The organism is Actinomadura sp. 6N118 (assembly GCF_044326415.1).
Lineage (GTDB): Bacteria > Actinomycetota > Actinomycetes > Streptosporangiales > Streptosporangiaceae > Spirillospora.
This window is the reverse complement of the sequence record NZ_JBIRAZ010000006.1, coordinates 365,531-387,674: the sequence shown is the minus strand read 5'-3', so window position 1 is coordinate 387,674 and position 22,144 is coordinate 365,531. Positions and strand designations below refer to the sequence as shown.

Below are 22,144 nucleotides of genomic sequence, written 5' to 3'. Positions count from 1 at the left end.
TCAGAGAACCCTGCAGGAGGACGGACTGAGATGGAAGCCCCCACCCCCGCCGCGCGGGCGGAACCCCGGCAGTCCGGCGAAGAGGTCATCGTGGCGGGCTGGATCGACTGGGCGCCCGAGGACCGGCATCGCGCGCTGGAGTGCTTCCTCGAGGCGACGGGGCCGACACTGGCCGAGCCCGGCTGCCTGGCCTACACGGTGACCCCCGACCCCGGCGATCCGCGACGCCTGCACGTGTTCGAACGCTGGCGCAGCGCCGCCAGCCTCGACGAGCACCTGGCGACCGAGCACATCGCCACGTTCCGCGCCCGCAGTGCGTCGCTCACCAGGATCGGACGCGGCCTGTACCGCTACCGGGTGGTGGACGGCGAGCCGATGAGCTCGTCCCGGCAATCCCACGCGAAGGAGTCGTGATGACCACACCGACCTATGTCCCCGGCACCGAACTGGACGGGGCCGCCCACGAAGACGCCCTGCGGGTGATGGAGCGCCTGGTCCGCCACTACCGGGACAAGACCACCGATCTCGCCGACGGGCAGTGGCGCGAGCCGGTGCGCAACTACGCCGATCCGGACCTGTTCCGCGCTGAGATCGAACAGGTCCACCGGCGGATTCCGCTTCCGCTGGCGCTGTCGTGCGAGCTGCCCGGACCGCACTCCTACAAGGCGATCGAGGCCGCCGGCATCCCCGTGGTGATCACCCGGGACGGCGACGGCCGGGCACACGCCATGGTCAATGCCTGCCGGCACCGCGGCGCCGAGATCGTCGGTGCGGGCACCGGCAGCGCCCGCCACCTCACCTGCCCCTACCACGCCTGGTCGTACGACCTCCGGGGATGCCTGACCGGCGTGTACGGCGAGAAGACCTTCGGCTCGGTCGACCGCGCCGAGCGTTCCCTGATCGCGCTGCCGGTGGAGGAACGGGCCGGCATCATCTTCGTCTGCCTCACCCCCGGCCTGGACCTGGACCTCGACGCCTGGCTGGGCGACGCGCTCCCGCTCCTGGAGGCGCTGCGGCTGGAGACCCGCCACCACCACTCCACCCGGCTGATCAAGGGCCCCAACTGGAAGGTGGTCGTGGACGGCTACCTGGAGGGCTACCACTTCGCCTCCCTGCACCGCACCACGGTCTTCAAGACGAACCTGTCGAACATGGCCGCGTTCGACGCGTACGGCCCGCACCAACGCAACGTGTTCGCGCTGCGGCCCATCGCCGAGGCGGTGTCCCGGCCCTCCGAGGAGTGGGATCCGGCGACCTGCACCGGGCCCATTCTGTGGTTCTTCCCTGGCCTGGCCATCGCGGGCGGCCTGCGCCACCAGACGGCCGTCTCCCTGGTGTTCCCGGGCCGCCACGTCGGCGAGTCCCACACCCACCAGCTCTTCCTGCTGAACGAGCCGCCGTCCAGCGAGGAGGAGATCAAGTCCGCCGACCAGGCCCGCGACTGGTTCCACGACGTGGTGCTGGACGAGGACTACCTGACGGGCGAGGGCGTCCAGCGTGGCATGGAGGCGCTGTCCGGCACCGACTACGTCTTCGGCCGCAACGAACCCGGCGTCCAGCACTTCCACCGCGCCCTCAACGGCCTCATGGAGAGCCGGTAACTGGACGGCACGCAACTGGACGGCACGGGCGCGCATTCGTCATGATGCGCAAATGTGGCGCGAACTGATCGAACAACACACCTCCCAGGCCCGGTTCGCCTCTCCAGCCACGGAGCAGGCGCTGCACCGGACCGAGGAGACGCTGGGACACCTGCTCCCGAACGACCTGGTCAAGCTGCTCAGTGAGACCGACGGAGTGATCGACGCCAACGGTTACAACCTGGTCTTCTCCGCCGAGCAGCTCCTCCAAGGCAACCTGGAGATGCGCACCTACCCCGCGCTGAAACGGCTCTATATGTCGTTTGACCAGCTGCTGTTCTTCTCCGACGTGCCAGGAGACGGCAGCCTGTTCGCCTACGCCCTGGTGCCCGAGGGCAGGCCGGACATCTTCGTCTGGGACCACCGGACCGACAATCGCCGCCCCATCGCGCCGTCGCTGGAGCAATTCATCGAGGCATGGCTCACCGGCCGCATCCCGTTGTGACGCGTACTTCTCCTGCTTTTCTCCTGCTTGGGCGACTGGCATGTTCACGCAATCACTCTGATTGGGCCTATTGACCCGTCGTCGTGCTGCGGTAATACTCCAGTCACTTGCTTCTGAATGTTAGCGCTAACATTCGCCCACCCCACCGGAGAAGCTCATGCGTGTACGCATGGCCGCACTCGTCTGCGCTGTCGCCTCGTTCGCCTTGCCCGGCCTCCCCGCCGCCCCCGCCCAAGCCACGGCCGCCGCCAACGCCGACGCCAACGCCAACGCCGAAGATGTGGCTGAGGGCCTGGTCCTCCATTACAAGCTCGACGAAAACTCTGGAACGGTCGCCGCCGACTCCTCCGGCAACGGCCGGAACGGGAGCGTCAACGGAACGGCTGCCTGGGGCGGAGCACTCGGACTCAACGGGTCCGATACCTACGTCAAGATGCCCGACAACGTGCTGAGCGGCCTGACCGACGTCACTGTCTCCACCGACGTGCTCGTCGACTCCTCCCAGGCCGCGCCCTATTTCATCTACGGAATGGGCAACACGTCCCCTTCGACCGGGCACGGCGACGGATATCTGTTCACCACGGGCAACGCCTACCGGACGTCGCTGGCAACCGGGAACTGGTCGACCGAGCAGACCGTCAACGGCGGCGCGAACCTGATCCGGGGCGTCTGGAAGCACCTCGACTTCACCCTGGCCGACGGCACAGCCGTGCTCTACCTCGACGGTGTCGAGGTGGCCCGCAAGACCGGCGTCACGATCACACCGGGCTCGATCGGCGGCGGCGTCACCACCGCCAACTACCTCGGCCGCTCCCTCTACACCGGCGACAGGTTCTTCAAGGGCAAGCTCCGCGACTTCCGGATCTACAACCGGGCGCTCGCGGCCGATGAGGTCCAGACGATCGCCACCCCGGTCACCGAGACCGTCGTCACGCAGGACCGCGCGTCCCTGACGCTGGGCGACACCAGCGCCGTGACCGCCGACCTCACCCTCCCCGCCACCGGAAGCGCCGGCTCAAAGATCACCTGGGCGACCGGCGACGCCTCCGTCATCACCGCCGCCGGGAAGATCACTCGTCCGGCTGCGGGTGAGCCCGCCGCCCGTGCCACTTTGACCGCGTCCCTCACCAGCGGCGCGTCCACGGCGACCAAGACCTTCGACATCACGGTCGAGCCCGCTCTGACCGATCAGGGCAAGGCGGACGCCGCCGCCAAGGGCCTGGTCGTCCACAACATCGACGACGTGCGCGGCAATCTCACCCTGCCCACGACCGGCGCCGACGGCGCGACCGTCACCTGGACCTCGGAAAAGCCCGCCGTCCTCGATGCGACCGGTGTCGTGCACCGGCCCGCCCCCAATGCGGGTGATGCCACCGTCAAGTTGACCGCGACGGTCACGGTCGGCACCGCCACCGCGACGCGGGTGTTCACCGCCAAGGTCCCCGAACTGCCCGTGCCGGCGTCCAAGACCGGCTACCTGTTCAGCTACTTCACTGGCGAGGGCACCTCCACCGGCGAGCAGGTCTACAACGCGCTCAGCAAGGGCAACGACCCGCTCCGCTACCGCGAACTCAACTACGGCAAGCCGGTCCTCACCACGGACATCGGCACGAAGGGCGCCCGCGACCCGTTCATCATCCGCTCCCCGGAGGGCGACAAGTTCTACCAGATCGCCACCGACCTGAAGATCCACGGCTGGGGTGACTGGGACGCCTCGCAGCGCGTCGGCAGCAAGTCGATCCTCGTGTGGGAGTCGGCCGACCTGGTCCACTGGTCCGAGCCGCGCCTGGTGAAGGTCTCGCCCGACACGGCCGGCAACACCTGGGCCCCCGAGGCCTACTACAGCGAGGAACTCGGCGCGTACGTCGTCTACTGGGCGTCCAAGATCTATGCGGCGGACGACCCGAACCACACCGGCAACACCTACAACAAGATGATGTACGCGACGACCCGCGACTTCCGCACCTTCTCGGAACCGAAGGTCTGGAACGACCCGGGCTACTCGGTCATCGACTCCACGATGATCAAACACGACGGCGTCTACTACCGCTTCACCAAGGACGAGCGGAACAACAGCTCCTCCACCCCGTGCAGCAAGTTCATCATCGAGCAGAAGTCGACCGACATCCTCGACACCTCCTACGACTTCGTCTCCGACTGCATCGGCAAGGGGGCGATCAACCAGGGCGAGGGACCGACGATCTTCAAGTCGAACACCGAGGACAAGTGGTACCTGTTCATCGACGAGTTCGGCGGCCGCGGCTACATCCCGTTCGAGACGACCGACCTGGCCTCGGGCAAGTGGACGGCCTCGACGAACTACTCGCTGCCGTCCCGGCCCCGCCACGGCACCGTGCTGCCGGTCACCCAGGCCGAGTACGACCGGCTGCTGGCGGCCTACAACCCGTACGAGCCGGGGACTCCCGACGACATGGTGCTGCGCTATGAGTTCGACGAGGGCACCGGCAACACCGCGTACGACGTGACCGGCAACGGCAACAACGGCACCTACGTCCGGACACCCGCCTGGGGCAAGGGCGTCCACGGCGACTCGTTCAAGATGGCGGGCGGCCCCGGCAGCTCGACCACCGCGCCGTATGTCTCCCTTCCACGCGGCGTCCTCAACGGCCTCGACAACGTCACAGTCGCGTCGTGGGTGAAGTGGACATCCTCCAGCACCCTCAACCAGTGGCTGTTCGGCCTCGGTTCCGACAGCAACAAATACCTGTTCATGACGCCGTCCAACGGCAGCAGAGTGCTCAGAACGGCGATCACGACGGGCAGCTGGCAGGCCGAGTCGGGCGCGGCGGCCTCCACAGCACTGCCCGGCGGCGAGTGGAAACACGTGGCCGTCACCATCGACTCCACAGCCAAGACAGCCACCCTCTACCTCGACGGCGTCGCCGTGGCCAAGGCGACCAACGTCACCGTCAAGCCGTCCGACCTGTACAACTCGACCGCCTCCGCCGGCGGCTACATCGGCAAGTCCCTGTACGAGGCGGACCCGTACTTCGCGGGTGAAGTCGACGACTTCCGCGTCTACAGCCGCGCGTTGACCCCGTCGGAACTCCTCACACTGGCCGGGAACACCACGGGCCTGGCCGACGTCAGCGTCCCGGAGCTGAAGGCCCCCGCCGTGAGCTCCGGCGACCGGGGCGACCGGGTCGTCCTGCCGGTCAAGCCGGGCACCGACGTGGCCCGGCTCGCGCCCGTCCTCACCCTGGCCAAGGGCGCGACGGTGAGTCCCGCCTCCGGCTCGGTCCAGGATCTGTCCCGGCCCGTGACCTACACCATCACCGGATCCGACGGCGCCACCCGCAAGGTCACCATCGAGGCGCGCGTCATGAACAGCCCGCTGCCTCCGGGCCTCAACGCCGACCCCAACATCGCGGTCTTCGGCGACACCTTCTACCTGTATCCGACCACCGACGGGTTCCCGGGCTGGAGCGGCACCCAGTACAAGGCCTACTCCTCCAAGGACCTGGTCAACTGGACCGACCACGGCGTGATCCTCGACCTCGGACCCGACGTGAGCTGGGCCGACGACAGCGCCTGGGCACCGGGGATCGCCGAGAAGGACGGCAAGTACTACTTCTACTTCTCCGGCGGGCCTGCGGGCGGTCCCAAGAGCCTCGGCGTCGCGGTCTCCGACTCCCCGACGGGGCCGTTCAAGGACGCTCTCGGCAAGCCGCTCGTCCCGGCCGGAACGTACAGCGGCCAGATGATCGATCCGGCTGTCTTCACTGACGACGACGGCAGGTCCTACCTGTACTGGGGCAACGGCAACGGCTACCAGGTGCCGCTGAACCCCGACATGGTCTCCTTCGACGCCACGAAGCTGAAGACCTACAAGCCGTCCGGCTACAACGAGGGCTCGTTCGTCTTCAAGCGCGACGGCGTCTACTACTGGATGTGGTCACAGAACGACACCCGCAGCGAGGACTACGAGGTCGCCTACGCCACCTCTACCTCGCCGCTCGGCCCCTGGACCAGGCAGGACGTCATCCTCAGCAAGGACCTCGCGCTCGGGATCAAAGGTCCCGGCCACAACTCGGCGGTCCGGGTCCCGGGGTCCGACGACTGGTACATCGTCTACCACCGCTTCGCGATCCCCGGCGGCGACGGCACCCACCGGGAGACGACCATCGACCGCCTGACGTTCAACGCCGACGGAACGATCAAGAAGGTGGTCCCGACACTGGAGTCGGTGGCCCCGGTGGGCATCGCGCACGCGGGCGCCGACCTGTCCGGCACCGAGGGCGCGAAGATCGCGCTCACGGGCCGGGTCACCGGTTCCGGGACCGCCACCTGGTCGACCGGCGCGCCATGCTCCTTCGCCGACGAGCATGCTCCGGCGACGACCGTCACCTGCGCCGACGACGGCACGTTCACGCTCACCCTGACGGTGGGCAAGAGCTCGGACACCGTGAAGCTCACCGTCGCCAACGCCCTTCCGCAGATCACTTCGGTCTCCACCGGCGGGCGGCCGGTCAAGGCGGGCGCCGTCACCACGCTGAAGGCGCCGTTCACCGACGCGGGCTCGACCGACACCCACACCTGCGAGGTCGACTGGCGGGACGGGACCGTCAGCGAGGGCAAGATCGCCGACGGCAAGGTCACCGACGCTAAGGTCGCCGACGGAGTCTGCACCGCAAAGCACACCTACGCCAAGGCGGACATCTACCGGCCCGTAGTGACCGTCGCCGACGACGACGCCGGGCGGCAGCGTGCCACCGCCCCAGAAACGATCGTGTACGACCGGTTGGCCGGCTACCCGTCGGGCAGCGGCTGGTACACCTCACCGGCCGGGGCCTACCCGAAGAACCCGGCGCTCATCGGGAAGGCCCGCTTCGGCCTGCTGGTGAAGTACCGCAAGGACGGCCGTACCGTTCCTGAAGGCCACATGAACTTCACGTTCGAGGCCGCCGGGATCGACCTGTCGTCCAAGACGTTCGACTGGCTGGTCGTCACCGGTGGCCGCGCCGAACTCCAGGGCACTGCGGGCGCCTACACATACCGCCTGTCCGTCGTCACCGGCAGGACGGACACACTCGCCATGCAGATCAGGAACACGGCCACCGGTGAAGTCATCTACAACCTGCCCGCCGGCACGGCCGTGACCGGTGGCGACGTCCGTATCAACCGTGCCACCTGAGCCCGGCTCGCACTTGTTCCAGTCCCACTTGTTCCAGTCCCACTTGTTCCAGTCTCACTTGTTCCAGATCTTGCGGTAGGCCGTGCGGTAGCCCTCGGTGTCCCACGAGAGGGCGCCGCCGCTGTTGGCGGCGGTGGTGACGTGGACGGGGGCGACGTATCCGCTGGCGCGCTTGCCGGCGAAGGCGCGGTTGAACTCGTCGATGATCTGCCAGCCCTGTTCGGACAGGGGCTCGGGCACCGTGGCGGCCTGGAACTGCCGGCCGTTGATGCGCTGGAAGGCCGACGGGTCGCCGTCACCGGCACCGATGTTGAACGGGGCGCCGTCACCCCGTTTGCGGGCGGCGCGCAGGGCGGGGGCGGCGTCGTCGAAGTACAGATCGTTGATGGCGGCGGAATAGGTCCACCTGTCGCCGAAGCGGGTGAGAAGGGAGGAGACCGACGTGATGGTCCGGGTGTTGGACTCGGCGATGGGGATGCTCTCGTAGTTCAGCACCTTGACGTCGGAGCAGGTGGCGAGCTCCCTCCTGATCAGATCCGACTTCTTCTTCGCGAACGGGATCGAGGCGTCGGTGAACAGGACGACGCCCGCGTGGCCGTTCGACCGGGCGATGATCCAGTCTGCGCTGATCTTGGCGACGTCCTCGACCCTGGTGGTGATGTTGCTGAAGAGCTTCGGGTCCTTGCTGGGGCCGGGGGTGGCGACGGCGTGCCAGCCGATCAACGGGATGCCTGCGGCGTTGGCCCGCTGGACCTGCTGGGGGGCCGACGTGGGGTCGAAGCCGCCGATGACGATGCCGGCCGGTTTGAGGGCGATGGCCTGGCTGAACGCGGCCCGGATGCCGCCGGGGGTGCCGCGGCCGTCGATCGTGCGCAGGTCCCAGCCGATCACCTTGGCGGCTTCCTGGACGCCCTTGGCGACGCCGGCGACGCCTGGATTGGTCATGGTCTGGGCGACGTAGACGATGGACTTTCTGGGGGCGGCCTGGGGGCCGGTGGTGGGGCCGGTCCAGCGAGCGTTGACGTCTTCGGCCTTCTCGACCGCCTGCTTGGCGGTGGCGAGAACGGCGGGGCAGCCGGGTTCGGAGGATCCGGTGGGGGACCCGGTGGTGGGGGACGCGGTGGTGGCCGAGCCCTCGCAGCCGGCGACGGCGGTGATGGCCACGACCAGGAGCGCGGCGGATTTCAGGGCTGCCCTGCCGGCAGGTTGCATATCGGGCTCCTAGCGGGCACGAGGGGGTGCGTGGTCGGGGTGCGTGGTCGGGAGAGAGCGTTCGGGGGACGAGATGAGGTTAGGCCTGGAGAGAGTTCTAACAGACGAAACACTGCAGTCTGTAGATAATCCACGAACGATTCGTAATCAACTCTTGATGGGACATAACACGTGAACAGCCACGTGACGGATGGTGCAAACGGTAATCTACGCACCCTGCACCCCCGTTCCGGACACGTGGCGCACGATCCCGTTCGTCCCCGTTCGTTCGCACTGGGGCGCAGTTGCCGCTCGAGAGCACATCGAAGGAGGCCCGGGTGTCTGCGAACACAGTGGAGCCGCAGCTCACACCCGACCCGCCCGCACCTGAACGCCCGGCGCCGCGGTTCCGCCGTCGCATGGGCGCCGTGCTCGACCGATGGCCGTTCCGGCGGAAACTCAACGTCCTGGTGGTCGTTCCCATCGCGGTCGTCGGCGTGCTTCTCGGCATCGGTGTCAGCAGCCAGGTGGAGCAGGCCCGGGCCGCCAGCCGGATCGCGGAGCTGGTGCGTGACAGCGAGCAGGTCGCGAAGCTCATCAACCACGTGCAGGCCGAGCACCGGCAGGCGCTCCTGCTGTCCGTGCAGTACGAGTCGGCCCGCCCAGGGATCGCCCCGCCGTCGACCGCCGCCTACCGCCGGGTGCAGCGGGACACCGACGCGCAGGTCGCCGCCGTGCGTTCCGCGTTCGGGTCGAGCCTGGGCGGGGACGAGGCACAGGCGCTCGCCTACATCGGCGGCCTCTCCGTCCTGCGCGAGAAGCTCGAACGGGGCTACGTCCCCGCCCCCAACATCGACCCCGCGTACGCCGCCGCGGTCGACTACCTGATCGACGGCATCGGGCTCGGCCGCTTCTCCGACAGCTCGTCATCCTCGGTCATCGATCTGCTCGACTCGGTGCTGCGCGCCGACGCCGCCCACGCGGCCTTCGAGAGCGGCGTGTTCTCCGCCCAGACGCGTGACGCCAACGCCATCACCGAGTTCACCCGCGCGGTCGGCGCCCACAAGCTCTACGACCACCAGGCGGACCGGTTCGGCAGGATCGCCACCCCGGAGCAGGTCCTGAGGATGGACGGGATCGAGCGCGCTTCCGAGCAGAACGGCATCGAGTCGCAGTTCGCGGAGCTCCAGATCGATCCGAGCTCTCTGCAGGGCCAGACGCCGCAGCAGCTGGCCAAGTCGCTCGCCGCCGGAACGCAGATGGGCCAATCACGCCTCCGCATCACGCGGTCGCTGATCGGAGACATCGCCGCCGAGGCCGACACCCTCTCCCAGAACGCTCTGCAGAAGGCAGCGGTCATGCTCGGCCTGGCCCTGCTCGGCTTCGCCGCTTGGCTGACCTTCTGCATCCTGGTCCGGCGCTCGGTCGTGCGCCCCCTGGCCACCCTGACCGACACCGCCCAGCAGGTGGTCGACGTGGCGGGCGAGGAACTCGCCCGGATCTCGGACGACGAGTCGGCCGACAGCTCGCCGCTGCGCCCGCGGGCGATCCCGGTCCCGGTCCGCGACGAGATCGGCAAGCTGGCCGAGGCGTTCAACCAGGTGCAGGTCACCGCCGCCCAGCTGCTGGAACGGCAGGTGCTGAGCCGCCGGAACGTCGCCGAGATGTTCGGCAACGTCGGGCGCAGAGTCAGCAACCTGACCTCACGTCAGCTCCTCCTGATCGACGCGATCGAACGCGAGGAGACCGACCCTGACGTCCTTGAGCAGCTCTACCGCATCGACCACATCTCCGTACGCCTCCAGCGCAACGCCGACAGCCTGATGTTGCTCGCCGGAATCCGCGAGACCGGCGTCGAGGCCGAGCCGACCACCATGGCCAACGTCATCCGGACGGCCCTCGGGCAGATCGAGGGATACCAGCGGGTGTCCCTGCGGTCCGAGACAGAGGTCACGATCGCGCCCGACATCATCGGCGACCTGACGCTGATGCTCGCCGAGCTGCTGGACAACGCCGTCACGTTCTCCCCGTCCCACGCGCCCGTCGAGGTGGTCGTCCGGCCCGGCACCGATGTCACCTCGGACGGCGGCGCGCTGATCGAGGTCATCGATCACGGCCTCGGCATGAGCGGGGAACGCCTCGCCGAGGAGAACTCCCGGCTGATCCGCCGGGAACGGCTCGACCTCGTACCGACCAGGGTGCTCGGCCTCTTCGTGATCGGCACCCTCGCCCGGCGCTGGGGCATCCAGGTCGCCCTGAGCCGTACACCGGGAGGCGGTGTCACCAGCACCGTCTGGATCCCCTCCGCACTGCTGCTGACCATGAACCCCGCGGACCCCACGCCGGGCCCGACCGGGACCGTCACGCCGCTCTCGTCGAGACCCGAGCGCACGGCGGCGGCCGAGCCCGCCCTCCTGGCCGTACCGGCCCCCGCCACAGAACACCCGTCGACGGAAGGCGGCCTCCCCAGGCGCGTCCGGGCCCACACCGACGCAGAGCACACCCCCGCACAGGAGAGTCCCCGGCCACTGCGGCGGAGGGTACGGGGTGCGACTCTCGCCATGACCACACCACCGGCCGACGGGGGGATCGCGGACGTGCGGCAGCCCGTCGACGCCGATGCGGTCCGTTCGGAACTCGAGGAGTTCGAGGCCGCCGTACGCCAGGCAGAACAGGACAGCTCCCTTCCTCAGACGGAACCGGCACCATCACCACACCAGGACCCAAGGAAGGAGTCGGGCAGTGACCATGTCGACCGGTGAAGGCAGGCCCGAGTGGGCGGAACGCGACCTGCGAGCCGCCGCAACCGACTTCACCTGGCTGCTCAAGCAGTTCGCCACCGAGACCGCAGGTGTCGTCGACGCCATCGCGGTTTCGTCCGACGGGCTACTGATCGCGGTCTCCCAGCTGCGTGACCAGGCCGATTCCGATCGGCTCGCCGCGATCGTGTCCGGCATCATCAGTCTCGCCTCAGGCGCCTCCGGCAACTACGGCCTGGGCAGCCTCAACAAGGTCATCATTGACCTGGAGGGCGGCCATGTACTGGTGTCGGCCATCGGCAACGGCGCCGTCCTCGGCGTGGTGGCATCGAAGGAGGCGAAGCTGGGCAACATCGCCTACGAGATGGCCCTCTTCGGCAACCGCGCCGGAGCTGCGCTCACCCCCCAACTGGTGCTGGAGCTGAAGAACAGCGTCGGCGCCACGCCGGCCGGCTGATCCGCCCACGGGTACAGGCACGGAGGAGGGATCGTGATGGCCGACGGTGGACCAGAACCGGCATCACACGAAGCAGCAGGGGACACCTGGGGTTCGCCAGAGCCGGTCGGCCGCGCCCCTGCGATCAGGCCGTTCCTGCTGACCGCGGGCCGGGTGTCGGGAGGCGGCACTACGCCGCCGCTCCCGCTCGAGACCCAGATCGTGTCGACCCCGGCAGGGCTCTCGGCCCTCAACTCGCTCACCTTCGAACACCACGACATCGTCGCCGCCTGCCGGTCGCCGCTGTCGGTGGCGGAGCTCGCCGCCGGGCTGCGACTGCACCTCAACGTGGTCCGCGTGCTGGCCGAGGACCTGCGCGCCGCCGAATACCTGGCCATCTACGTGCCGAACCTCAGGGCAACCCACGACGTCTCTGTACTGCGAAGGATCATCGATGGTCTCCGTGCCGTCCCCGACTGACAGGGCACACTCCGCGACAGCCACCGAACGGCCGCCGCTCCCGGTCAAGCTGGTCATCGCCGGCGGCTTCGGGGTCGGCAAGACCACGGCGGTGGGCGCGATCTCCGAGATACGACCGCTCACCACGGAGGCCGCGATCACCGAGGTCGCGGCGGGCGTGGACGATCTCACCCACACCCCTGCCAAGACCACGACCACGGTCGCCATGGACTTCGGCTGCCTCACCATCGACCCGACGCTGAAGCTGTACCTGTTCGGGACACCGGGCCAGGAACGCTTCGGCTTCATGTGGGACGACCTGGTCGAGGGCGCCCTCGGCGGTCTCGTGATCGTGGACACCCGCCGCCTGGACGACTGCTACGCGGCGGTGGACTACTTCGAGTACAAGGACATCCCGTTCGTGGTCGCGATCAACGCCTTCGACGGCAAGATCGAGTACGACCTGAACGAGGTCCGCTGGGCCCTGGACATGGCCGAACACGTACCACTCATCGTCTTCGACGCCCGCAAAACAGGCTCAGTCCGCGACGCCCTCCTATCCGTACTCCAACTCGCCCTATCCCGAGCCGAAGCAGCCGCAACAACCTGACTCCCCCCTGCGGCGCCAGTCGCCTTCACCTCTCGCTTCCGAGCTCAGTGATCGCGGCCGGGGCGACGTCGAGCCCTTCCAGGGTGTCGCGCTCGGCTGCATGCTGTACGAGATGCTCACTGGGGTCCTTCCGTTCGTCGGCGAGAACCCGCGGGAACTGGGCAACATGCACCGCACCGACACGCCGCTCACTGACGCAGAGCACTTTCGTCGCTCAGCCCGCCTCCGGGCCACGGTCCCCCGGCACGACTGAGTCACCGCCACCAGGGGGTGGCCCGGAGTGGTGGAGCCTTCATTCCGTCGCGTGGACTCACGGCTCCAGTACGGCGAAGACGACCTTGCCCGCGCCGCCAGCCAGGGGACGGGTGCCCCAGCAGCGGGTGAACTGCTCCACGACGAACAGGCCACGGCCTGATTCGCTGGTGAGCTCCACCGGCCGCATGCACGGGCCTATGCAGCTGGTGTCCTGCACCTCCAGCCACAGCGATCCGTCGTCGGCCAGGCTCAGACGCATGGTCACGTCATCGTCGGCGCAGGTGGTGGCGTGCTGGATGGCATTGGTGACGAGTTCGCTCGCCACCAGGCAGGGCACAAAGTCGTCGATCTCCCAGCGGCCCAGCGTGAGCCGCACGAACCTGCGTACCTCTGCCACGGATTCCAGGCGCCGTTTGATCACGATCTCGCCGTGTGCCGTCTCGATCACGAGATTCTCCCTCACGTTCCGCGGTCTTCAGCACACATTGAGTCACTTTCTGACTTACGATGCGCTTGCCGCGCAGATGTGGCAGACAGAGGAAGAACGCCGGTGAGAATCGGCACATGTCACCGAGAGGCAGAGCCATGCCCCCACGGCGCAAGCGCACCCGAGAGTCCCCGGCGCTCATCGCCTTCGGCCGCCACATGCACAGGCTGCGCGACGCCAAGGGCGTCAAGCAGGAGACCATCGCTCACCTCACGAAGGTCAGCGGTCCTCAGGTGAGCAAGATTGAGAACGGCAAGAAGCGCGCCACGCGATCGTTCGTGGAGATCGTGGACGACTTTCTGGAGGCAGATGGTTCCCTCCTCGACCTGTGGGAGGACTTGAACAAAGACGGTCACCCGGTCCCGATCTGGTTCGACTGGCCAGAGATAGAAACCGATGCGATCGAGTTGACGTTCTATCAGCTTTCCGTGATAGCGGGACTGGCCCAGACACCGGCCTATGCCATGGCGGTTCTTGGCAAGGAAAAGTCCGTCGATGCTCGACTGGAGCGACAGAAAATCCTCGACAAGGGGGAGTCTCCTACCGTGACGCTCCTCGTCGATGAGCAGGCGCTCTATCGACCCGTGGGCACCCCCGAGACAATGCGCGAGCAGTTGGAACACCTCTTGGCACTGAGCGAGCGCCCCAACGTGACGGTCCAGGTCGTGAGGGGCAGCGGCGAACATCAAGGAAACGGCAGCAGTTTTGTCATCGCTACGATGGGCGATATGAGCCGGATAGCCTATGTGGAGACGGCTATACGCGGGCTCACGACAGATGACCCTGTGGACCTGGTTGAGCTGTCGCGGGTCCTGGCCGGTCTTCGGAACAGGTCGCTCCCGGGCGACATGTCGCGCGACCTCATAAGAAAGGTGGCCGAAGAGCGATGGAGCTGACAGACGTCAGGTGGCGTAAGGCATCGCGAAGCTTGAGCAACGGCGGCGAATGCGTCGAGGTCGCTGGTGCGCGGGGCTTGGTGGCGGTGCGTGACAGCAAAAACCCTGACGGCCCCGTGTTGCTGATGACTCCTCAAACACTGCGTGCGGCCATCTTGCCGACCCTCGCAGCAGGCTGAACCTCCTTGGATCAACCCCCGCCGAGTCGACCGTCACAGCGCCCGCGCCCACCTCGTGGACGCCGCCACCTCCGCAGGTCGTCAACTGCGGACCCTACGACGACCCCGATTACATGCTGTTCATCGGCAAGCAGTGCATGTCCCCTGATCCCGAGGACGTTGCCTGGGAACAAATGCTCGCGGAGATGCAAAGCAGATGCGCAGCAACCCGCCGGCGCCAGTGGTACCGACATCTCGGCTCGGCTACCCACCCCTGGTGGCGGCACCGACGGTTCCTGGTCGACATCATCAGGCCGCGGAACGTGCTCCTGGCACGGCGATCAGGCTCGTCCTTGAGGGAAGACCGTAGAGTTGACGACATAGTCGATCTGCTTCCGACCGAACGAGAGCTGGTCGAGGGAGGACCGACGAGGACTTCTTCGAGGACTCCTGATCCCATCGAGCCGTCGTCGGTCTGATAACGCAACCGCCCACTGGTCATCAGGGCTGTGGCGGCGGGTTGATCGGTGGTCGGCCTTGACCTTGCTTCTCGATCGTGAATTCGCGGTGGAGGTGCTGGCGGAGCAGCCAAAGCAGGCGTTCGGCGTCGTACAGTTCGACGCCGAGCCGGGTGGCTTCCTCGCGGGCTTGGTGGGTGAAGCTGGAGGTGGTGATGACGATCGCCTTGTTGAATTCCCGCTCGGTGATCGATCCGATGATCTCGCGTACGGTGTCGACGCCTACCTTGCGGTGAGGCGCGTACCGTTTGGCTTGGATGGCGACGCGGCCGCCGACGAACGGGGTCGTATTGATCGCGACCAGGTCGATGCCGCCATCGCCGCGTGATCGGGTGGGTCTCACCTCGGTGAATGCCGGGATCTCCTGGAACAACTGGACCATCAGCCGCTCGAACTCGAAGCCGTCCAGTTCCAGCAGATTCTGGGTGGTGTCCAGGTCGATCGCCGCGTCCAACTCGTCGGCGTACGGAAGGTCGTCCCACGGGTACTCGAGGATCGGCTGGACGGGATGGTACTGGTGCGGCGTTCGGGAGATTTTGGCGTGCAGGTAGGCCAGGCAGTCCAGCGGGTCGACTCGCGACAGGTCGAGACCGTCGAATAGTTCGCGGGTCACCTCAACGCTGATCAGGCACCAGTGCACCTGTTGGCCGGTGGCGGTGTTGATGGTGTCGACGAATCCGTTGCACACCATCGATTCCAGGCGGCGGTCGCGGTCGGCCAGGAACACCGACCGAACGGTCCGCAGCGCCATCTGGGCGATCGTCTGGTGGTACAGGGCGTTTCGTTCTTGCTGCTTGAGCTGCTTGTACTTGAACGTCTTGCGGGTCGTCAGATACTCACACGACGACTGCTCCGGCATCGCTTCAAGCAGCGGCAGGTCGAGGTCGACCATCAGCCGGTTCTCCACTGGCTGGTAGGCGACCTTGACGCCGGTCGGGAAGTCGGCCGGGTACCGGCGGGCGCCCAGCACATACAGGAAGTAGTCCGCGACGGCCTTGCGCTTGCCAGCCGCGTAGTCGGCCGCCCACCGGTCCACCGCCTCGTGCTGGCGCTCGACGCGAATCCGTTCCCGGAGGAGCCACTGCTCGTGCGCGGTCCTCGCTCGGGCCAACTCGGCCTGGCGTCCGTCCTCGGCCTCGGCGTACTCGGCAACGGCCTGCCGATATCGTTCTCTCCCCTCCTGCTCAGCCTGTGCGTGGGCGCGCTTACGGCCCGGGGAGAGCAATGCCAGTCCTGACAACGGCTCCGGGAGGAAGGAACGCTCGTCTGGGGACGGCGCCGGGTCCGCCAAGTGGGCAGGCGCATGGAAGCCTGGCGTCTGCAGCGTCTCCTTCAGCGCTTCGAACGGAATGTAAGGGTCCTCGTCGAGCGTGCCGGTAAGGAGAGTCTCCATCCCAGTGATCTGTGCCTGCAGCGACCGGGTGATCGCCTCGGCCTCGGCGAGGCCAGCCGCCAGCTCGTTCTCCTTGGCCATCTGCCGGTCACGCGCAGCCTGCTCTCGCTCCCGCTGCGCGGCGACCTTGGCGGCCTCACGCTCCCGCGCAGCCGCAGCCTGCATCTCGATCCGGCGAGTGCGCTCTCTGGCCTTCTGCTGATCGGCAACCGCACCACCGACCAATCCGGACAGACCTGCCGGTTTACGCTTGCGTTGACCCATGACACCCGCTCCCCGCCAGCATCCCGTTCTACGGTCTCCGAGGTGCCTGACGAAGACAAGACCCCCGTGATACTCAGTGCACTCACAAGAAGGCATGACTCGTTTCAACCCCCGGACCACAAGCGGTCGATGGATCGCTTCAAGTCCCTGGCATGCACCTGGGGGAGCGGCGCCTCGGTCTTACCCGCCGCGACGTCGTGGGGATTCAGCACCGACCCGAGGTCCATCTGCGCTGGCGGGCGGAACCTGACATCGGCGACAACCTCGACCTTGCAGCCCCGGCCGCTCCAGGGCTCGGAGACCCACAGCCGCCCGTACTGCTGGGGTGCTCTGCATGACCTCGGCCTCGATGCCAGCCGCCCGATACGCCCCGGCACCTGTCGATGGAACAGATCCACCTACGCCACCCGACCTCGCAACCGGGCGATCTTGCTCGTACACCACCCCGGTGGACGCAACCGGTTGCAGGCCTGTCGCGGGCTCCAGTCCAGCCACCCGAACAGCACGATGGGCGCCCTTCCCGCAGGAAGAACGCCCAGTCCAGAGAGGGATTCTAGGTGCGCTGATTGGGTTCAGGCGACCCTGACGCTCCAGTCGCCGACGTGCGCGACGACGTCGAGGGTTCCGCCGAGCGCGACGATGTAGTCGCGGACCAGGTCCATGGATGTGATCTTGCCATGCTCGATCTGCGAGACGCGTGCCTGGGAGATGCCCATGAGCTTGGCGAGTTCGGCCTGGGTCAGGCCGCACTGCTTGCGGAGTTCGGCGAGCTGGTGGCCACGCTGCTCGGCGCGCATCTGCTCGCGGCTGCGCTGGCGTTCGGCGACGCGGTCGGGAGAGTCCCACTCCGGATCGATCTCGCGGATCTTACGCTTGGTGTCCTCCCATCGGACTGCCTTCATGACTCCTCCTTCTTGGTCTCCTGGTAGGCGTCGTAGCGATGTTCTGCGAGCGGGATCGCCTCGGTGTACCAGCGCTGCCAGCGCCCAGTCTTGTCGCCCGCGACCAGGATGATCGCTTCGCGGCTGGGATCGAACACGAACAGCATTCTGATCTCCGAACCGGGTGGCGTGCGGGGTCTGAGTTCCTTGAGGTTGTGCAGCTTCTTGCTGGAGTGGATCCGGTCGGCCAATGGCCGCCCAAGTTCGGGGCCGCGTTCGGCGAGCTCATCTAGGGCTTCTTCGACCTTGTCGGCGATCTCAGGATCGTTCTTGGCCAGGTCTAGGAACCACTCGTTGACCGGCTCCAGCAGCAGGATCTCCCATCGCACCGGACGAGTATAACGAATCCTTATGTCTGTCGAGTGGCTTGCTCAGGGTGTGCGAGCCACAGCAGGACGGAGTCGCGGCGTAGGGCGGCCTTGCGGCGCGGTAAAGCGCCGGTAGGCGTCGAGCGCACCATGGCGGTCAGGTGGTGGTGGGCGAGACGATCTGCCGCCGAGCAGGCCGCCTGCGGGCCGGTGCCCGGCTGGTGGCCGCCCGATGGGGCGGCTGGCTGCACTTCGAGCTGACTGCCCCACAGACCAGAGTTCAGTCCTCGCATCACTCCGTTCCCCTCCCTGACCTCGCCATGCCGCTCAACTCCTACGCGATCAGTCTTGCCCGGCTCAGCTTCGGCAATGAAGCGCTAGCTGCGAGTCTGGAGGCCGCCGACATCCATCGCGCCCTCGATGCTGCAGATCCAGGCCTCCTGTCTGCCCCAGCGCGGCTCGCCCCTCGTAGCGACTCCACGTGGTGGCCGGTCAGCCCCGGCCGAGTGAGGAGTGTGGACGTACTGCATAGGCGCGCACAGCGGCCTTCACGGCGGTGATGCCCGTCGAGGTGAGCGCGAACGGCGCGTCGAACGGTCTGGCGGGGCGATGACAATCCAGGGCCCAGAGCCGGTGCCGCAACGCGTAATACTCGTCTCGGACGGATCCGGCGATCCCGCCAGGCGCACCCCATTCCCCGTCCATGATCTCGATCACTTGATGCTGGAGTTTCTCGGCCGGGGTGGGCCCGTTGACGATGAGCAGGGCCAGCATGATCTCTCTGGCCGTAACGGTGAAGAGGTGTCCCTGGCCGATGATCGAAGCGACCGCTGTTTGCCACAGCAACGCCTGATCTTCACGCATGCGGCGCCCCGACGGCGTCAGCACGAGCCGCTTCCCACTCCGCCGGACTGCCTTCATCTCCCGCGTGGCAAGCTCGCGGATGCTCTGCAACGGGAACACATCGAACTCGCGGGTCAACGTGCCCACCAGGTCGGCACGCCAGCCGAACAGTTCTACCGCCTCGGTCACCAACCGCGGGCTGATGTAATGCCGGTCGGTGAGTGGCAGTCCGTCGACGGCCTTGTCCAGCAACCAGCGCAGCAGCGGGAACGCATCCGGCGCCAGTGCAATGGGCTCCCGCAACTGTCCGACGGCGGCCCTGCACAGCAAGGCCTTGCGCTGGTTGCGGGGCTGAGTCCAGGTGTCCAGCCGTTCGGCCTGGACCCGCTCCAGCCAGGTCCCTCCCGGTCTCGGCGAAACCAAATGTTCTTCCACCACCCGTGCGCGGGCCTTCTCCAAGCCGCGTTCCCCCACCCGTAGATCTCCAGCGGTGATCGCCGCCGCACACGAACGGTAGGCGGCGGCCTCCTCGTCTCCAGCGAAGACACCCCAAGCAAGGAGCGGCGAGTCCGGCGGGATCAGGCTCGTCTCTGGTGGCGCCTCAACGGACCGGGCAGCCCGCTCGGCCCGGCGTTCGTCCCGCTCCATCCTCATCACTCCAGTGTGCTCAACCTCGCTTATGGCCTCGTGACACTCCAAGTGTGGACACGGAGATCACGGGTGGGCAGGAGGCCGGCACGGCTTGCTCTCAGGAGCGACCGATGGCCCCTCGACCTGCGTGGGGCGTCTTCGATGTGGGCCGCCCACTCGGGCTCTAGGATCAGCGAGATGTCACCCGACCTCAACGCGTTGGTGTCCGGTTGCCAGGTCATGTCCCGCGCCAAGGCCCTCGCTGATTGGGTCGGCCGGGGCCGTGCGGTCACGGCGTCGGGTGTGCTTCGGCGCGCTGATGTGCATGACGTGGCCCAAACGCTCGGTATCTCACTGCCCGGCCAGTTCCGTTCCGCCGCGGACGTAGCCGCGCTTCACCGGCCGTGGATCGTCGCGCAGGCGGCGGGATTTCTCACGGTCAGTCAGGGAAGGGCGGCGGCCGCACCGAACCCGCCCGTTGCGACACCTAAGCTCTGGCTCGCGGGCCTGGATGCGGTTTGCCGCGCCGAATCAGACGAGCGCCACCAGCATGGCGCGGCGATCGCGTGCCGCCACGTGCTGACCGTCCTGGCCACCGGCGCGCCACCAACGGCCGATGTTCTGGAGGACACCGTTCACCAACTGCTGGAGGCCGACGGAGACACCCTCGCGGTATTCCAGGCGTTCCAGCGCGGGCTGATGCCCGTGGAAGCCGCCGTCGGTCTGCTCCAGGAGTTCGGCGCCATCGATCAAAGGCAGACGATCACTGACCTCGGCCGCTGGGGACTCGACCAATTGCGCAACCGGATCCCAGAACCGATTCTCCCTGACCTCTCCCCACGCCAGCTCCTGACGCGCCTGACGGACCTACCCGATGAGGAGATCTGGACGCAGGGCTGGACATGGCTGCGGGGACGCCGAGCCGATGAGGCCGCAGAAGCGTTGCTCGCGGCCGCTGCCGATGCCACACCGCGAGAACGAATCACCGCGGTGAACCTCCTCACGCAGCTCGGAGACCAGGCCCTACCGGCCTGGCACCAAGCCCTCCATCACCCCTCCTTGGCCGCCCACGCCCGAGCCGTACTGGCCGACTGGGATCAAAGCCCAGGCCCTAACGAAACCGACCAGCGGTGGTTGGCCACCGAATACGCGCTGGCAGCGATCGAGGACGACGACCCGTACGACGCCGGGCACACCGTCCACGCGGCTGGCGGCCTCGAGGCCGCCGAGGCCAGCGGTCACCCCGGAGCCACCGAGCTAGCCCAGGCCTTGAGCGCCTACGTGGCCGGTGGCGGCGGACAGCCCCATATCCAGCAGCTCAAGATCTCCCTCAGCCGCGTACGGCCGCCGGTCTGGCGTCGCGTCCAGGTTCCCGATCACGCCACCCTTGCCGACCTGAACCACATCATCAAGATCGTTATGGACTGGGGTGAGGAGCATCTGCACATCTTCACCGTCGGCAGCACCCAATATTCCGACCCACTCTTCGACCTCGAGGAATGCAGCGACCAAGGCCGTATCCGTCTGGCCCGGGCGCTCCCTCACCTGGGCTCAAAGATCGCCTACCGATACGACCTCGGCGATTGCTGGGACCACGAGATCATCCTGGAGAAGAGCCTTGCCGTCTCCGACACCGTGGCCTACCCGTTCTGTGTCACCGGCCGCGGCGACGCCCCCATCGAAGACTGGAATCCCGACGATCCCGAAGAACCGGCCCCCTTCGATCGCGAAGACCTCAACCGGCGCCTCAGCAAACTCGCCATGAACGCTTGTCCCACGGCCCCGGTAAAGGAGATGCGGTGACCGATTACCTCGCTCCGTTCCGGTGGCTGGAAGCAAGCGGGAACCGGCTGGGCCAGATCTTCTGCGTCTCGTTCTTCCATCGGCTCGGTCCCGGCGAAGTGTTGCGCCGGTTCGGAGCTGAGGAATCCTCCGGGCGATTGATGACCTTCGGTGAACTCAACGAAGCAGCCGGAGAGTTCATCGAAGACACCGGCGCTGAATTCGGCGGCGGGCACATCGGGGTCCTCCAGGCTGGCGACTGGAGCGTGGCTCTCGAACTGCACGGGTGGCGGGCCGTCCTGAGCAAGCCTCTGGCCAGGCTTTCTCAGCAGTGCGAGGTGGTGGCCGTCGGGCGGCACGACTATGCCGAGCATGGTTTCATCTACGCGGTCGACGGCCAGATCGTCACTGGCTTCACGCCGCACCGGCCGGACTTTCGCTGGGGCAGTGACCCTGATCGCCTCAACGAGTTCATGAACGAGGTCGAGTTGTCTTTGGACGCTGCGGCAGGGCAGCACATCCACACCAGCTCGATCGCGTGGGCGTTGGCCCTGGCCGCCGAGATCACCGGCGTGGTGCTCACCCCGGACACCTTCGACGAGCCCATGCTCGTCGGATTCATCGGCCCATATGCGCCATCGGTCGATGATCGACAGGGCAGTGGCGCCTGAATCCGCGGATGCGGGTTCGGATCAGGGAGGCGCAGGTGCTTGTGGCCGACGCGTTCCGGGTCACTCATGGCCGGCCCCACAGCTGCTTCGGCCTGTGCCTAAAGTTACGGACGAGCGCACACGTCTTTAGTCTGCGAGCACTGTTGCGCACAGGCTGCAATGCGCTGGGGTGAACTCCATTACGGTGCGGGGCCGATGTCCCTTTTCTGAGGTGGCGCAAGGACCGTGGCGCCACGGATCTTGGGAGGCCACGCATGGGGTTCGAACGAGGTACGACCCACAGACGAAGGGCGGTGGCTACCG

19 protein-coding genes are annotated in these 22,144 nt (G+C 67.1%); 13 read left to right on the top strand and 6 right to left on the bottom strand.

Annotated elements, in window-relative coordinates; translation table 11 throughout:
* Nucleotides 1-30 precede the first annotated feature (30 nt).
* The 4 genes from ACH34W_RS18245 (at nt 31) to ACH34W_RS18230 (ending at nt 7,240) form a co-directional block, all read left to right on the top strand.
* Entirely contained in the window at nt 31-414 is a 384-nt protein-coding gene (locus ACH34W_RS18245; protein WP_395962091.1) for a putative quinol monooxygenase, read from the top strand.
* Complete coding sequence (locus tag ACH34W_RS18240) at nt 414-1,601, top strand: aromatic ring-hydroxylating dioxygenase subunit alpha (protein WP_395962090.1); 1,188 nt, start codon at nt 414-416, stop codon at nt 1,599-1,601. Before ACH34W_RS18245 ends, ACH34W_RS18240 begins: the two co-directional genes overlap by 1 nt.
* Before the next feature lie 52 nt (nt 1,602-1,653).
* Nucleotides 1,654-2,085, top strand: a complete 432-nt coding sequence (locus ACH34W_RS18235; protein WP_395962089.1) for an SMI1/KNR4 family protein — start codon at nt 1,654-1,656, stop codon at nt 2,083-2,085.
* Between the two features lie 157 nt (nt 2,086-2,242).
* Nucleotides 2,243-7,240, top strand: coding sequence for a family 43 glycosylhydrolase (locus tag ACH34W_RS18230; protein WP_395962088.1), 4,998 nt, complete (start codon nt 2,243-2,245; stop codon nt 7,238-7,240).
* Between the two features lie 54 nt (nt 7,241-7,294).
* Here ACH34W_RS18230 and ACH34W_RS18225 read toward each other — a convergent pair whose 3' ends face one another.
* Nucleotides 7,295-8,452 carry a substrate-binding domain-containing protein gene (locus ACH34W_RS18225; RefSeq protein ID WP_395962087.1) on the bottom strand — a complete coding sequence of 386 codons (1,158 nt, stop codon included), beginning with the start codon at nt 8,450-8,452 and terminating at the stop codon, nt 7,295-7,297.
* 317 nt (nt 8,453-8,769) lie between these two features.
* Here ACH34W_RS18225 and ACH34W_RS18220 point away from each other — a divergent pair, with 317 nt between their 5' ends.
* From ACH34W_RS18220 to ACH34W_RS18200, 5 genes are all read left to right on the top strand, one after another.
* Nucleotides 8,770-11,193, top strand: a complete 2,424-nt coding sequence (locus ACH34W_RS18220; RefSeq protein WP_395962086.1) for an ATP-binding protein — start codon at nt 8,770-8,772, stop codon at nt 11,191-11,193.
* The gene (locus tag ACH34W_RS18215) at nt 11,180-11,647 is read left to right on the top strand and encodes a roadblock/LC7 domain-containing protein (protein ID WP_395962238.1); all 468 of its coding nucleotides are present in this window, start codon (nt 11,180-11,182) and stop codon (nt 11,645-11,647) included. The genes ACH34W_RS18220 and ACH34W_RS18215 overlap by 14 nt, the downstream gene beginning before the upstream one ends.
* Before the next feature lie 36 nt (nt 11,648-11,683).
* Nucleotides 11,684-12,106 (top strand): DUF742 domain-containing protein, encoded by a 423-nt coding sequence (locus tag ACH34W_RS18210; protein ID WP_395962085.1) that lies wholly within the window; start codon nt 11,684-11,686, stop codon nt 12,104-12,106.
* Complete coding sequence (locus ACH34W_RS18205; RefSeq protein WP_395962084.1) at nt 12,081-12,695, top strand: GTP-binding protein; 615 nt, start codon at nt 12,081-12,083, stop codon at nt 12,693-12,695. The genes ACH34W_RS18210 and ACH34W_RS18205 overlap by 26 nt, the downstream gene beginning before the upstream one ends.
* A gap of 112 nt (nt 12,696-12,807) precedes the next feature.
* The gene (locus ACH34W_RS18200) at nt 12,808-12,948 is read left to right on the top strand and encodes a hypothetical protein (RefSeq protein ID WP_395962083.1); all 141 of its coding nucleotides are present in this window, start codon (nt 12,808-12,810) and stop codon (nt 12,946-12,948) included.
* 57 nt (nt 12,949-13,005) lie between these two features.
* On the opposite strand, the gene ACH34W_RS18195 is transcribed toward ACH34W_RS18200, so the two are convergent.
* Complete coding sequence (locus tag ACH34W_RS18195) at nt 13,006-13,398, bottom strand: ATP-binding protein (protein WP_395962082.1); 393 nt, start codon at nt 13,396-13,398, stop codon at nt 13,006-13,008.
* Nucleotides 13,399-13,535: 137 nt separating this feature from the next.
* Between ACH34W_RS18195 and ACH34W_RS18190 the strand changes: the two genes are divergently transcribed.
* Both ACH34W_RS18190 and ACH34W_RS18185 read left to right on the top strand, forming a co-directional pair.
* Nucleotides 13,536-14,333: a helix-turn-helix domain-containing protein gene (locus ACH34W_RS18190; RefSeq protein WP_395962081.1), complete on the top strand. Its 798-nt coding sequence runs from the start codon at nt 13,536-13,538 to the stop codon at nt 14,331-14,333.
* The gene (locus ACH34W_RS18185; protein ID WP_395962080.1) at nt 14,324-14,512 is read left to right on the top strand and encodes a DUF397 domain-containing protein; all 189 of its coding nucleotides are present in this window, start codon (nt 14,324-14,326) and stop codon (nt 14,510-14,512) included. Before ACH34W_RS18190 ends, ACH34W_RS18185 begins: the two co-directional genes overlap by 10 nt.
* A 480-nt stretch (nt 14,513-14,992) precedes the next feature.
* Here the strand turns inward: ACH34W_RS18185 and ACH34W_RS18180 are convergent, their stop codons facing one another.
* The 4 genes from ACH34W_RS18180 to ACH34W_RS18165 form a co-directional block, all read right to left on the bottom strand.
* Nucleotides 14,993-16,666 (bottom strand): restriction endonuclease, encoded by a 1,674-nt coding sequence (locus ACH34W_RS18180; protein WP_395962079.1) that lies wholly within the window; start codon nt 16,664-16,666, stop codon nt 14,993-14,995.
* 572 nt (nt 16,667-17,238) lie between these two features.
* On the bottom strand, nt 17,239-17,568 hold the full coding sequence (locus ACH34W_RS18175; protein WP_395962078.1) for a helix-turn-helix domain-containing protein: 330 nt from the start codon (nt 17,566-17,568) through the stop codon (nt 17,239-17,241).
* The gene (locus ACH34W_RS18170; RefSeq protein ID WP_395962077.1) at nt 17,565-17,936 is read right to left on the bottom strand and encodes a type II toxin-antitoxin system RelE/ParE family toxin; all 372 of its coding nucleotides are present in this window, start codon (nt 17,934-17,936) and stop codon (nt 17,565-17,567) included. The genes ACH34W_RS18175 and ACH34W_RS18170 overlap by 4 nt, the downstream gene beginning before the upstream one ends.
* A 471-nt stretch (nt 17,937-18,407) precedes the next feature.
* Entirely contained in the window at nt 18,408-19,412 is a 1,005-nt protein-coding gene (locus ACH34W_RS18165; protein ID WP_395962076.1) for a hypothetical protein, read from the bottom strand.
* Nucleotides 19,413-19,586: 174 nt separating this feature from the next.
* Here ACH34W_RS18165 and ACH34W_RS18160 point away from each other — a divergent pair, with 174 nt between their 5' ends.
* On the top strand, nt 19,587-21,191 hold the full coding sequence (locus ACH34W_RS18160) for a plasmid pRiA4b ORF-3 family protein (protein ID WP_395962075.1): 1,605 nt from the start codon (nt 19,587-19,589) through the stop codon (nt 21,189-21,191).
* On the top strand, nt 21,158-21,841 hold the full coding sequence (locus ACH34W_RS18155; RefSeq protein ID WP_395962074.1) for a DUF6461 domain-containing protein: 684 nt from the start codon (nt 21,158-21,160) through the stop codon (nt 21,839-21,841). Before ACH34W_RS18160 ends, ACH34W_RS18155 begins: the two co-directional genes overlap by 34 nt.
* Nucleotides 21,842-22,144 lie beyond the last annotated feature (303 nt).